Source organism: Streptomyces sp. NPDC005566 (assembly GCF_040605575.1).
Taxonomy (GTDB): Bacteria; Actinomycetota; Actinomycetes; order Streptomycetales; family Streptomycetaceae; genus Streptomyces.
Window position 1 is genome coordinate 183,994 of sequence record NZ_JBEXDB010000008.1, and the last position, 12,834, is coordinate 196,827.

Sequence of the window (12,834 nt, forward strand, 5' to 3'; positions counted from 1 at the left end):
CCGGCGGCCGGGTGCCCGTAGGCCCCGGCCGCCGATTCGTCCGCTGGTCTTGCTTCTACCGGCTCCGCTTCCGCCGGTCCTGCTTACGGACTACTTCTGGGCGCCGATGCTCTTGCTCTCCTCGTCGGACGCCTTCGCCTTCTCGGCCTCCGCCGCCGCCGTCTTCTTGTTGGCGATCAGGCTGGTGATCGTGGTGACCACCAGGACGCCGCAGATGAAGGTGAGGGAGAACGGGATGGAGATCTCGGGGACGTGCACCCCGGACTCGTGGAGTGCGTGCAGCACCAGCTTGACGCCGATGAAGCCGAGGATCACCGAGAGCCCGTAGCTGAGGTGGACCAGCTTCTTCAGCAGACCGCCGATGAGGAAGTACAGCTGACGCAGGCCCATCAGAGCGAACGCGTTGGCGGTGAAGACGATGTACGGGTCCTGGGTCAGGCCGAAGATCGCCGGGATGGAGTCCAGCGCGAACAGCACATCGGTGGTGCCGATGGCGAGCATGACCACCATGAGCGGGGTCATGATGCGCTTGCCGTTGTTGCGGATGAAGAGCTTCGTCCCGTGGTACCTGTCGGCGACACCGAAGCGGTGCTCGATCGACTTCAGGAGACGGTTCTCCTCGAACTCGTCCTCCTCCTCACCGGCCCGCGCCTCCTGGATGAGCTTCCAGGCGGTGTAGATCAGGAACGCGCCGAAGATGTAGAAGATCCACGAGAAGTTGGCGATGACCGCGGCGCCGGCGGCGATGAAGATCGCTCGGAGCACCAGGGCGATCAGCACACCGACGAGCAGCACCCGCTGCTGGAGGTGTGAGGGCACCGAGAACTTCGCCATGATCAGGACGAAGACGAAGAGATTGTCCACGCTGAGCGACTTCTCGGTGATGTAACCGGCGAAGAATTCGCCCGAAGCCTGGGTCTCGCCGAAGAGCAGCAGGCCGAGCCCGAAGAGCGCGGCCAGCACGATCCAGACGATGGTCCAGATTCCGGCTTCCTTGGTCGACACGTCATGAGGCTTGCGCCCGATGAAGAAGTCGACGGCGATGAGGGCGACGAGACCGAGAATGGTCAGCGTCCAAAGGGTCCATGAAACGTCCACTGCGCCTCCGGCAGTTCGCTACGGCTATAGATCAGCGTCGTCGCTGCCGGAGGTCTCTTCCACCCAGGGTGCGCGGGATGCGCACAGGGCCGACGCCCCGGGACCGGTCACAGTCCGTACTGACGGGAACGTCGCGATCGGGAGTACTCCCCTCCGCCCAAAGAACAGTACAGGAACTCCCAAGAAAAGGTAAAGTCCCAGGCAAGGGGGTGCCAAAATGGCTGGTCAGGCCGGTTTCGAGTCCTGCGGCACCCTGGCTCAGCGATAGCCGTTACGCCGAGCGGCGGCCACCAGCGCGAGGACCTGCTCCAGCACGCGGCTGCCCTCCGGCGGCCTCAGCGGCTCGTACGTCCAGGCGTGGCCCACCCACGGGTCGGCCAGGTGGTCGTCGGCGACCGGGGTGATCCGCAGCAGCGACCGCCACAGCGGATCGAGCACGGGACCGTAAGCACGCGCGTCCTCACGGTCGGCCACCATCAGCAGGTGCACGCCCACGGCGGGCCCCTCGTCGGCCAGATAGCGCAACTGTGTGACCGCCCGGTCGTCGAAACCGTGCGGGAAGTCGTTGACGATCAGCAACTGCTCGCCCGTGTCCAGGTCCGGCGGGAGCGAGTCGGCGGCACCGGCCCTGATGGCCATCTGCACCAGGTCGACGCGTCGCGTCAGCCGGGCGAGCACCGAGGCCACTCCCCCGGGACCGGCGGCCGGCGGCTCCGCGAGAGCCCCGGAACCGGTCAGGGGCGCCAGCGCACCGGCCGCGGAGCCTGCGGGGTCGATGACATGCACCGAGAACTCGTCCGCGGGGTAGACGGCGAGCATCCGGGCAGCCAGGGCGACCGCGGTTTCCATGCCCAGCCGGCGCAACTGGTCGCTGTCCGTCAGAGCGGAGGCCTCGGACGCGGTACGGCCGCTGTCGACCCAGATCCCGCGTTCCAGCGGCAGCCGCACCAGCAGCGGGATGTGCAGGTCGGTGCGCTCGGGCAGATGGAGGTCACCGATGCGCAGCGCCATCGGGATCTCCATCGGCACCCGGTACGCGTGCCAGACGGGGTTGCCCCAGCCCGCGTACGCGGCGGGGAGCGCGGGCTCCACCACGGCGGACTCGGCGGCCAGCTGGGCGAGGTCGCGGTCCAGCGCCTCACGCGCCCGCGCGGTCAGCTCGTCGCGCTTGGCCCGGGCTTCCTCACGGGCCCGGTCACCGGTGCCGCCGATGCGGCTGCGCGGGTCGGACAGGGCCCTGTCGAGCTCCTGGTCCATCCGGGACTCGGCGAAGTCGACCGCGCTGCGATAGGCGGCGGTGGCCCGGGCCAGGTCCTCGAACATGCCCCAGATCTGGTTGTAGAGGCGCTCGTCCATGGACCAGCCGGTGGCGTCACCTGCGACGGGCTGGGCGGGCTGTCCCGGTGCGGCGGGCGGGGCGACCGGAGGCGGCGGGGGCGGGGCGGTGGTCTGGCGGCGCGGATGCGCGTAGTCGATCGGGCCGCCCGCCGTGGGGTCGGCCACCGGCGAGGACGGTTCACCGACGGGCTCGGAACCCCGGGTGTGGGGCCGGCCCGGGCCGGCGGCCGGGGCCGGTCCGGCCGGGTGACGTACGCGCCCGCCGTCCGCGGTGCGGGGCGGCGGGGGTGTCACGGAGCGGGCCAGGCCGGAGGCGACCGCCTCCTGTATCGAGCGTGCCAGCTCCGCGGCCTGGACCACGCCCTGGTCGGCGAGCATCTCGGCGAGCCCGGCGGCGTATCCCTGGCCGACAGCACGGACCTTCCAGACCCCCTGCCGACGGTAGAGCTCCAGCGCCGCCACGGCGGACTCGGCGTCCAGGCCCGTGAGGGTGAAGGTGGCGATCTCGGTGCCGTCGAGCCCGGTGACGGCGACGAACGGCGCGGCGACCGCGCCGAACCGGACGGGCCTGCCTGCGCCCAGGGGCAGGGCCAGGAGCACGGTGACGCGGTGCACCGCGTCGGGAAGCGCCTCCAGGTCGACTGCGAGCCGGTGGTCGGCCGCGGCCTGCCTGGACACCTCGAGTCCGGGCAGCTGGGGGGATCCGGGGTGGGCGATCCACTCGACGCCATGGACCGTGCCCTGCTCGTCCCCGAGCGTGGCACCGGCCACGACGGGCGAGCCCGCCGACACCCTGATCTCCAGACGGGTGTGAGGCAACGTGTGATTCTGCCCCCGGACCAGCTCGGCCGTCATTGCCCTGTCCCCTCGACGTTCGGTGTGGTGCCCTGCCATGGGCGCAGCTCCCGGCGGCGGAAGCCTCCGGGAGCTGCTCGTACTGACGTCGGACCGCGGTCCGGTCCTGCTACAGGTGCGGCAGGATGGACGGCATCAGGTCCTGGAAGGTCCGGCCGTTGGCCGGGTTCCCGAGGGCGGTCATCTGCCATCCGTTGCCCGCACGGTGCACCTTGGCCATGATCTGGGCCGTGTACTGGCCGCCGCCGTCGAGCGTGTAGCGGGCGAGCTCCTGGCCGTTCGTCTCGTCGACGATGCGGCAGAAGGCGTTCTGCACTTCCTGGAACGTCTGACCGGTGAAGGAGTTCACCGTGAAGACGATCTGGTCGATGTGGACCGGGATCCGCTGCAGGTCGACGAGGATCGCCTCGTCGTCGCCGCCGGAGCCTGCGCCGCCGACCAGGTTGTCGCCGGTGTGCTTGACCGAGCCGTCGTCGCTGACGAGGTGACGGAAGAACACGACGTCCACAGGCTGCTTGTCGGCGAAGAGCACCGCCGAGGCGTCCAGGTCGATCTCCCGGGTGCGCGAGCCGAACAGACCGCGGCGCGGAGCCGCCTGCCAGCCGAGCCCCATCCGTACCGCGGTCAGGGTCCCCCCGTCGCTCTTCTGCAGGCTGATGGCCTGACCCTTGGTCATATTGACCGTCACGCGCTGTCCCCTCTCCGCTTGCCCCGCAACCGTCCGTGTGCGGTTTCCCCGCACCCTACGCAGTCCACTCGGGGCGGAAGCAGGTAAGGGGCGTTTTTGTGTCGTTCTTGCAACACACCTGGTGCACGCCGGTCAGGCCAGTCCCGCCTCCCTCATCTGGCGCAGCTCCTTCTTCAACTCGCCCACCTCGTCGCGCAGTCGGGCGGCCACTTCGAACTGCAGGTCTGCGGCGGCCGCCCGCATCCGGTCCGTCATCTCCTCGATGATCCCGGCGAGCTCCGTGGCGGGCCGGTCGGTGACCGCCGCGCCACCCCCCTTCGCCTTGCCGGCCGAGGCCTTGCCGCCGAGCGCGGGCACGGGGGCCTTGGCTCCCTTGCCCTGCCGGTAGCCGGAGCCGAGGAGCTGCTCGGTGTCGACCTCCTCGCGGGCGATGGTCGCGACGATGTCGTTGATCTTCTTGCGGAGCGGCTGCGGGTCGAGCCCGCGCTCGGTGTTGTACGCGATCTGCTTCTCACGGCGGCGGTTGGTCTCGTCGATGGCCTGGGCCATCGCCGGAGTGATCTTGTCCGCGTACATGTGGACCTGTCCGGACACGTTTCGGGCGGCACGGCCGATGGTCTGGATCAGGGAGGTGCCGGACCGCAGGAAGCCCTGCTTGTCCGCGTCGAGGATGGCCACGAGGGACACCTCGGGAAGGTCGAGGCCCTCACGCAGCAGGTTGATCCCGACCAGGACGTCGTACTCGCCAGAGCGCAGTTCGCGCAGCAGCTCGATGCGGCGCAGGGTGTCGACGTCGCTGTGGAGGTAGCGGACCTGGATGCCGAGCTCGAGGAAGTAGTCGGTGAGGTCCTCGGACATCTTCTTGGTGAGGGTGGTGACCAGGACCCGCTCGTCCTTCTCGGTCCGCTTGCGGATCTCGTGCACCAGGTCGTCGATCTGGCCCTCGGTCGGCTTGACGACGACCTCGGGGTCGACGAGCCCGGTGGGCCGGATGATCTGCTCCACGAACCCGTCGCCCCGGGAGAGCTCGTACTTCCCCGGGGTGGCGGACAGATAGACGGTCTGGTTGATCCGGCCCAGGAACTCCTCCCATTTCAGCGGGCGGTTGTCCAGGGCGGAGGGCAGCCGGAAGCCGTGGTCGACGAGAGTCCGCTTACGGGAGGCGTCGCCCTCGTACATCGCGCCGATCTGCGGCACGGTGACGTGCGACTCGTCCAGGACGAGGAGGAAGTCCTCGGGGAAGTAGTCGAGAAGGGTGTTGGGCGCAGTGCCCGGATCACGGCCGTCGAAGTGCATCGAGTAGTTCTCCACGCCGGAGCAGGTGCCGATCTGGCGGAGCATCTCGATGTCGTACGTCGTGCGCATGCGCAGCCGCTGGGCCTCAAGCATCTTGCCCTGCTTCTCCAGCTCCGCGAGGCGCAGCTGGAGCTCGGCCTCGATGCCGCCGACCGCCTTCTCCATGCGCTCGGGGCCCGCCACGTAGTGGCTGGCGGGAAAGACGTGGAGCGACCGGTCCTCGCTGATGACCTCGCCCGTGAGCGGGTGGAGGGTGGAGAGCGCCTCGATCTCGTCGCCGAACATCTCGATCCGGACGGCGAGCTCCTCGTACACCGGGAAGATCTCGATGGTGTCGCCGCGCACCCGGAAGGTGCCGCGGGCGAACGCCAGGTCGTTGCGGGTGTACTGGATCTCGACGAAGCGGCGCAGCAGCTGGTCGCGGTCGATCTCGTCGCCGACCTTGAGCTGGACCATCCGGTCCACGTACTCCTGGGGTGTGCCGAGGCCGTAGATGCAGGAGACGGAGGCGACCACGACGACGTCGCGCCGGGTCAGCAGTGAGTTCGTGGCGGAGTGGCGCAGCCGCTCGACCTCCTCGTTGATCGAGGAGTCCTTCTCGATGTAGGTGTCCGACTGCGGGACGTACGCCTCGGGCTGGTAGTAGTCGTAGTACGAGACGAAGTACTCGACGGCGTTGTTCGGGAGGAGCTCGCGGAACTCGTTGGCCAGCTGGGCGGCGAGCGTCTTGTTGGGCGCCATCACCAGCGTCGGGCGCTGCAGCTTCTCGATCATCCACGCGGTCGTCGCCGACTTGCCGGTGCCGGTCGCGCCGAGCAGGACGACGTCCTTCTCGGCGGCGCGGACACGCCGCTCCAGCTCGGCGATGGCCGCGGGCTGGTCACCGCTGGGCTGGTAGGGACTGATGACCTCGAAAGGCGCCATCGAACGTTCGATCTTCGAAACGGGCCGCATGCAACCACCGTACGACCCGCCACTGACAACGGCGCCGGATCAGCGATTCCGCGGCGGGCGGTACTCCCCGCGGGCCCCGGTCCCGTACGAGGCGTGGTGCCGCTGGACCGGGATGCCGGGTACCGGCCCGCTGCTGCGCGGGCGGTCACCGGGCCGGCGGTCAGGCCCGTCGGGGGCGCCCATCACCACCAGCGGATCGAACAGCACGACCACCCCGGCGAGGAGCAGGAAGCAGCCCGGCCCGATCAGCATCGGCATGAGCAGCGAGGCAGGCGTGTCGCCGGCCCCCGTCCCCTGGGCCACGGCCGGGTGCAGGTGCACGCTGAGCGCGGCCATTCCCGTGTAGTGCATTCCGCTCACGGCGACGCCCATGACCAGGCTCGCGCCGAGGCTGGGCAGGAAACCGTGGATGGAGACGGCGGCCCACAACGAGGCGGTCGAGGCCACCACGGCGATGACGACGGAGAGCGAGACGGTGACCGTGTCGTACGCGAACTGTCCCCCGAACTGCATTCCGGCCATACCCAGGTAGTGCATCGAGGCCACGCCGAGGCCCGTGATCGTGCCGCCGGTGACCAGTGCCATGCGCGTGGCGCCCCGGTAGCCGACGATGAAGATGCCGATTCCGACCATCACGATCGCCACGGCGAGGCTGGCGAACGTGAGCGGCCTGTCGTAGCTGACCGGCGTCTCCTCGACGGAGAAGCCCAGCATCGCGACGAAGTGCATCGTCCAGATGCCTGAGCCTATGGAGGTCGCACCCAGGGCCAACCAGCCTGCTTTGAAGGAACGTTCGGTGCGCAGCGACCGCGTGGTGCAGCGCAGCCCGAGAGCCGCGCCGAGGCATGCCATGAGGAATGCCGCGACCGGGGTCACGAGGCCGTAACTGAAACCGTCAACTGTGCCCTGCATGCTGGTATGCCCTTCGCGGAAGCCCGGGTTCGGGGGTGACCCTAAGGGGCGAGGCCCGACAGGCAAACATAAGAGGGGCATTTTATCCGCCTCCGAGCCGGTCCACGATTCGGTACCGAACAAACCGTTCACATTGTCGTCACCGCCTTCCTGCCATCCGTTGGACATCGGCTGGGAGTCTCGGCATGTCCACATCCCGACGCGAGGAGTACACGTGTCCGCACGCACCGCAACCGCCTCCGCCGCCGTCGCCGCTCTGCTCGGCGGCTGTGTCCTGCTGCCCGCCACCCAGGCACAGGCGGCGGGCCCGAAGGACGGCCCGGTCGTCTTCGCCCACCGCGGGGCTTCCGCCTACGCCCCGGAGAACACCCTGGCGGCCGTGGACGCGGCCGACCGTCTGGGCATCGACTGGGTGGAGAACGATGTGCAGCTCACCAAGGACGGTGTGCTGGTCGTCGTGCACGACACCACCCTCGGGCGGACCACCGACGCCGAGCAGGTCTTCCCCGGCCGCGCCCCTTGGGCGGTCAAGGACCTCACCGCCGCCGAGATCGCGCGGCTGGACGCGGGCAGCTGGTTCGGCGCCGCGTACGCGGGGGCGCGGGTGCCGACGCTCACGCAGTACCTGCACCGGGTCGAGCGCAACCGCCAGAAGCTCCTCCTGGAGATCAAGAGCCCGGAGACCTACCCGGGAATCGAGAGGGAGACCCTGCGGATCCTGCGCGAGGAGGGGTGGCTGGACCGCGGTCACGTCAAGCACCGGCTGATCGTCCAGAGCTTCGGTGCAGAGAGTGTGAAAACTGTCCACGCTCAGCGTCCCGACGTCGTCACCGGCTTCCTCGGCACCCCCGCGGTGGCCGACCTGCCGTCGTACGCGGCGTTCACCGACCAGATCAATCCCTCGCACTCCACGATCGGCGCCGACTACGTCGCCGCGGTCCAGAAGCTGAAGGGCGCCCACGGCAAGCCGCTCCAGGTGAACACCTGGACCGTCAACGACGCGGTGAACGCGGCGAAGGTGGCCGGCTTCGGTGTCGACGGCATCATCACCAACAACCCCGACGTCGTGCGGGACGCCACCCGCTGAGACATCCGGAGGGGCCGTGGCCGGGCGTTGTCGGTGGCCGGCCGTACGGTGGGCGCATGGACAGCAACGAGCAGGGCGTGGAGTGGTCCGTCGTGCAGAGCGACATCGGGCCGCTCCTGCTCGCCGCGACCGGCACGGGCCTGGTGAACGTGGTCTTCCACGCGCGCCCCGACGTCCGGGACAAGGCACTCGGGCACATACGGACGCGGCTGGGCGCGGAAACCGTGCAGGCACCCGGCTCCTCGCGGCTCGCCGAGCCCGAGCGCCAGCTCGCGGCGTATTTCGCGGGCGGGCTGCGCGCGTTCTCGCTGGACCTGGACTGGTCGCTGACCTCCGGTTTCAACCGCGAGGTGCTCCGCGAGCTGGCAGCCGGTGTGCCCTACGGCACCGTCGTCGGGTACGGGGACCTGGCCGGGCGGGTGGGGCAGCCCGGGGCCGCCCAGGCCGTCGGGGCGGCGATGGGTTCGAATCCGCTGCCGGTGGTGGTGCCGTGCCACCGCGTGGTGGAGAGCGACGGAGGGCTCGGCGGCTTCGGCGGCGGGCTGGAGACCAAGCGGCAGCTGCTGGCACTCGAGGGGGTCCTGCCGCAGCCGCTGTTCTGAGGACCGTCCGGCGCGGTCCCGGACGGTCACAGCGGTCGCGGTCCCGGACGGTCACAGCGGGTGCCGTCCCGCACGTGGACACCAGGTGCCGTCCCGCACGGGCACATGGGTCCGGAAACCGGATTCCGCACGGACGTGCGAGCTGGCACACTTCGGCGGTGACAGAAGCCTTCCCCACCTCCCGGATCACCGCTGCGGACCTGCCCGCGCTGCAGCGCAGGACCTCCGCCGTACTCATCGGCAGCCAGATACTCGGCGGCCTCGGCGTGGCCATCGGTATCGCCCTGGCACCGGTCCTGGCGGCGGAGGTGAGCGGCTCCGATGCCCTGTCCGGGCTCGCCCCGACCGCCTCGGTGGCGGGTACTGCACTGCTGTCACTGCCTCTGGCCGCCCTGATGACCTCACGGGGCAGGCGCCCCGGACTCGTTCTCGCCTATCTGATCGGGGCGGTGGGCGCGTCCCTGGTCGTGGCCGCCGCCGTGGTGGGCAGCTTCCCGCTGCTGCTCCTCGGCATGGCCGGTTTCGGCGCCGGCTCGTCGGCCAATCTCCAGGCCAGGTTCGCCGCGGCAGATCTGGCCGAACCGGACCGCCGAGGGCGGGCGATCTCCAACGTCGTCTGGGCCACCACGATCGGTTCGGTCCTCGGCCCCAACATCTCGGCACCCGCCGGCCATGTCTTCCGCGGCACCTCCGTGCCCGAGACGGCCGGTCCGTTCGCCTGGGCCGCCGCCATCTTCCTGCTCACCGGTGCCGTGGTCGCCGTGCTGCTGCGCCCCGACCCGCTGCTCACCGCCCGCGCGCTCGCCCCGCAGGAGACCGGGACCGCCCAGCGCTCCCTGCGGGCGGGCGTCGCGGCGGTGCGGGCCTCCCCCATGGCCCGTCTCGCGCTGGTGACCATCGCGGTGTCGCACACCACCATGGTCTCGATCATGGTCATGACCCCGGTCCACCTCGGGCACCACGGCGCGGACATCCAGCTGATCGGGCTGGTCATCAGCGGTCATATCGCGGGCATGTACGCGTTCTCGCCCGTCATGGGCTGGCTCTCCGACCGGGTGGGGAGGCTGTCCGTCATCGGACTGGCCGTAGGCCTGCTGTGCTGCGCCGCGGTGCTGGCCGGCACGTCCGGCGCGGGGCACGGCCGGACCGCCGCGGGTCTGTTCGTCCTGGGCCTCGGCTGGTCGGCCGGCCTGGTCGCCGGTTCGGCGCTGCTCACCGACTCCGTGCCGCAGGCCGCCCGCGCCGCGGTGCAGGGGCTCTCGGACCTCACGATGAACACGGCGGCGGGCGTCGGCGGCGCGGTCGCCGGAGTGATCGTCTCCCGGCTGAGCTACGGCTGGCTGAACACGGCCGCCGCCTGTCTGCTGCTGCCGCTGGCCGCTCTCGCCCTGCGCCGGACCCTGAACCGGCAGCCCTCGGTGTCCGGGAAGGTCTGAGAGACCGGCGGCTCCCCTCCCCGTCCGGGTTTGCGGGCGCCGTGCCTGCGACAGGGATGGGGCATGCATCGGAACCCATCGGCATCCACGTCGCAGGAAACCGGCCGCCACGCCCCCGTGCTCTCCACCGAGGTGCGAGACGCTCTCGCCGACCACCGCCCCGTCGTCGCCCTGGAGTCGACGATCATCGCCCACGGTCTGCCACGCCCCCGCAACCTCCAGGTCGCCGAGGAGCTGGAGGAGCTCGTACGCAATGCGGGGGCCGTGCCCGCCACGGTCGCCGTGCTCGACGGCCGGGCCCATGTGGGTCTGACGGCCGACCGGTTGGAGCGGGTGGCCGGGGACCCGGCGATGCGGAAGCTCGGCCACCGCGACCTCGCGCCCGCTCTCGCCCAGGGAGCGAGCGGGGCGACGACCGTGTCCGCGACCGCGTTCCTGGCGGCGCGGGCCGGCCTGAGCGTCTTCGCGACCGGAGGGCTCGGCGGCGTACACCGGGAGTGGACCGAGACTCAGGACGAGTCCGCGGATCTGCGGCTGCTCGCCGGGACCGGCATCACCGTGGTCTGCGCGGGCGTGAAGTCGATCCTGGACGTGCCGGCCACGCTCCAGCGCCTCGAGACGCTGGGCGTCGGCGTGCTCGGTTACGGCACGGAGTACTTCCCCGGCTTCTACCTGAGCAGTTCGGGCGAGCCCGTCGACTGGACGGTCCGCACGCCGCGGGAGGTCGCGGAGGTGATGCGGGCCAGGAAAGAGCTCGGGGGTCCCCCCGCCGCGCTGATCGTCGCCAACCCCGTACCGCAGGAGGAGCAGTTGGACCCCGAGGTGCACGACCGGGTGCTCGCGCAGGCTCTGGACGCCTGCCGGGAGCGCGGGATCGTGGGGCAGGCCGTCACTCCGTTCCTGCTGGAGTACCTGATGCGGGAGACCGGCGGAGCGTCCCTGGAAGCGAATCTGGCCGCCGTGCGCGGGAACGTGCAGCTGGCCGCGCGGATCGCGGCGGCGGCCCGGTGACCGAGGGCGGACTTCTCGTCGTCGGCGACGTGGTCACCGACGTGGTCGTCCGGCACGGCTCGGCCGTGGTCCACGGTACGGACACGGCTGCGCGGATCAGCACGATGCCGGGCGGGGCAGGCGCCAACGTCGCGTGCTGGGCTGTTCGTTCGGGCTGTCGGGACGTGCGTCTCCTGGCCCGGGCCGGGGCCGATTCGGAGGCCTGGCACCGCGGCGCCCTGGAACGGGCGGGGGTGCGGCCGTTGCTGTCCGTGGACGGGGAGGCGCCGACCGGCACGGTGGTGGCCCTGGTCGATTCCTCGGCCGAGCGCACCTTCCTCACCGACAGCGGCGCGGTCCTGCGCCTCTCCCCCGACGACTGGTCGGCGTCATTCCTGGACGGCGTCGCCCGGCTCCACCTCTCCGGCTATCTCCTCTTCGCGGCGACCAGCCGCGCGACGGCGCAGCTCGCCCTGCGTGAGGCCCGGCGGCGGGACATCCCGGTGAGTGTGGACCCTGCGTCGGCGGGCTTCCTCGCCGCTCTGGGAGCCGACGCCTTCCTGGACCTGGTCGAGGGCGTGGACCTGCTGCTGCCCAATGCGGACGAGGCCAGGGAGCTGACCGGCCTGCCGGACGCGGCCGACGCGGCGGCCAAGCTGAGCCGTCACGCCGTGCGGGTCGCGGTCACCCTCGGGGACAGGGGCGTCCTGCTGGCGGCCGGGGGCATGGTGACCACGCGTGTACCCGCCCCGGCCGTACCGGATCCGGTCGACTCGACGGGCGCGGGGGACGCCTTCACCGGCGGTTTCCTCGCCGCCCTCATCGCCGGGGCGGACGACGCCGCGGCGGCCGCGGCCGGCTGCCGGGCCGGGGCCGAAGCGGTCGCGACGGTCGGCGGGCGCCCGGTACCGCGTCCGGCGTAGCGGTTACGTGCCGATGCCGGTCCAGGCGGGGTGGTGCGGGTCGTCGGCCCGCACCACCACGTCGGCGCGGTCGGCGGGCGCCACCTCGTCCTCGTAGCGCGCGAAGGCGGGCAGGGTCCACCGCTCGCTCTCCTCGGTGCGCCGTCGCAGCGCACCGGGCGAGAGGCGCAGATGAACGCCGAGGTCGAAGGGGAACCACTGCCCGAGGAGCAGCGGCCCGTGCATGATCAGGACCCCGCCCTCGGGCAGGACCCGGTACGGGCTGCGGGTGGCCCGGTCCGTGACGGGGTCCCAGAGGTCGGGCAGCACCCGTCCGCTGCCGCCGGGCTCCAGCGGACGGAACACCTCGCGCCACAGCGCGTTGGTGTCGAACCAGCTGTCGGCGTACGAGTCGGGGTCCTCCTTGCCGTACTCGTAGCGAAGACTCGCCGGTCGCAGGAACCCTCCGGTGGAGACGGTGAGCACCGCACGGCCGCGCGCCCGCAGTTCCTCGGCGACGCGTTCGGCGGGTTCACCGGGGCGGGCTGCCGGAGCGCCGTCGATGCCGATTCTGAGCCAGGGCCCGCCGTCGGCCGGTTTCAGGCCGTCGGCGTGCGCGGCCAGCTCTTCGGCCAGACGTTCCCAGGTGATCGGTTCGAATCGCACGTATCCATCA

Annotated in this window: 11 protein-coding genes; 5 read left to right on the plus strand and 6 right to left on the minus strand. The window is 70.9% G+C overall.

Translation table 11 applies throughout. The features are described from left to right. Window positions 1-90: 90 nt before the first annotated feature. The 5 genes from ABZS61_RS15205 to ABZS61_RS15225 form a co-directional block, all read right to left on the minus strand. Window positions 91-1,098 (minus strand): TerC family protein, encoded by a 1,008-nt coding sequence (locus tag ABZS61_RS15205; RefSeq protein ID WP_356419896.1) that lies wholly within the window; start codon window positions 1,096-1,098, stop codon window positions 91-93. A gap of 258 nt (window positions 1,099-1,356) precedes the next feature. Next, complete coding sequence (locus ABZS61_RS15210; protein WP_356419899.1) at window positions 1,357-3,291, minus strand: TerD family protein; 1,935 nt, start codon at window positions 3,289-3,291, stop codon at window positions 1,357-1,359. A 109-nt stretch (window positions 3,292-3,400) separates the two neighbouring features. Next, entirely contained in the window at window positions 3,401-3,979 is a 579-nt protein-coding gene (locus tag ABZS61_RS15215; protein ID WP_351175929.1) for a TerD family protein, read from the minus strand. Window positions 3,980-4,111: 132 nt separating this feature from the next. Next, window positions 4,112-6,229, minus strand: coding sequence for an excinuclease ABC subunit UvrB (uvrB, locus tag ABZS61_RS15220; RefSeq protein WP_356419903.1), 2,118 nt, complete (start codon window positions 6,227-6,229; stop codon window positions 4,112-4,114). Window positions 6,230-6,268: 39 nt separating this feature from the next. Then, window positions 6,269-7,141 carry an MHYT domain-containing protein gene (locus ABZS61_RS15225; protein ID WP_356419906.1) on the minus strand — a complete coding sequence of 291 codons (873 nt, stop codon included), beginning with the start codon at window positions 7,139-7,141 and terminating at the stop codon, window positions 6,269-6,271. 214 nt (window positions 7,142-7,355) lie between these two features. On the opposite strand from ABZS61_RS15225, the gene ABZS61_RS15230 reads away from it, so the two are divergent. The 5 genes from ABZS61_RS15230 (at window position 7,356) to ABZS61_RS15250 (ending at window position 12,179) form a co-directional block, all read left to right on the plus strand. Then, window positions 7,356-8,228 carry a glycerophosphodiester phosphodiesterase family protein gene (locus tag ABZS61_RS15230; protein WP_356419908.1) on the plus strand — a complete coding sequence of 291 codons (873 nt, stop codon included), beginning with the start codon at window positions 7,356-7,358 and terminating at the stop codon, window positions 8,226-8,228. 56 nt (window positions 8,229-8,284) lie between these two features. After that, window positions 8,285-8,830 carry a methylated-DNA--[protein]-cysteine S-methyltransferase gene (locus ABZS61_RS15235; protein WP_356419911.1) on the plus strand — a complete coding sequence of 182 codons (546 nt, stop codon included), beginning with the start codon at window positions 8,285-8,287 and terminating at the stop codon, window positions 8,828-8,830. 158 nt (window positions 8,831-8,988) lie between these two features. Continuing rightward, on the plus strand, window positions 8,989-10,266 hold the full coding sequence (locus ABZS61_RS15240; RefSeq protein WP_356419914.1) for an MFS transporter: 1,278 nt from the start codon (window positions 8,989-8,991) through the stop codon (window positions 10,264-10,266). A 63-nt stretch (window positions 10,267-10,329) separates the two neighbouring features. Further along, a complete protein-coding gene (locus tag ABZS61_RS15245) occupies window positions 10,330-11,277 on the plus strand; it encodes a pseudouridine-5'-phosphate glycosidase (RefSeq protein WP_356419917.1) in 948 nt (315 codons plus the stop codon). Further along, the gene (locus ABZS61_RS15250) at window positions 11,274-12,179 is read left to right on the plus strand and encodes a PfkB family carbohydrate kinase (protein WP_356419920.1); all 906 of its coding nucleotides are present in this window, start codon (window positions 11,274-11,276) and stop codon (window positions 12,177-12,179) included. The genes ABZS61_RS15245 and ABZS61_RS15250 overlap by 4 nt, the downstream gene beginning before the upstream one ends. Before the next feature lie 3 nt (window positions 12,180-12,182). Here ABZS61_RS15250 and ABZS61_RS15255 read toward each other — a convergent pair whose 3' ends face one another. Beyond that, window positions 12,183-12,824, minus strand: coding sequence for a uridine kinase (locus ABZS61_RS15255; RefSeq protein ID WP_356419923.1), 642 nt, complete (start codon window positions 12,822-12,824; stop codon window positions 12,183-12,185). Between the last annotated feature and the right edge of the window lie 10 nt (window positions 12,825-12,834).

Bases quoted from the DNA above. Each gene is read 5' to 3' on its own strand.
- ABZS61_RS15210 (WP_356419899.1), bottom strand. From the start codon at position 3,291: ATGACGGCCGAGCTGGTCCGGGGGCAGAATCACACGTTGCCTCACACC.
- uvrB (WP_356419903.1), bottom strand. From the start codon at position 6,229: ATGCGGCCCGTTTCGAAGATCGAACGTTCGATGGCGCCTTTCGAGGTC.
- ABZS61_RS15225 (WP_356419906.1), bottom strand. From the start codon at position 7,141: ATGCAGGGCACAGTTGACGGTTTCAGTTACGGCCTCGTGACCCCGGTC.
- ABZS61_RS15235 (WP_356419911.1), top strand. From the start codon at position 8,285: ATGGACAGCAACGAGCAGGGCGTGGAGTGGTCCGTCGTGCAGAGCGAC.
- ABZS61_RS15245 (WP_356419917.1), top strand. From the start codon at position 10,330: ATGCATCGGAACCCATCGGCATCCACGTCGCAGGAAACCGGCCGCCAC.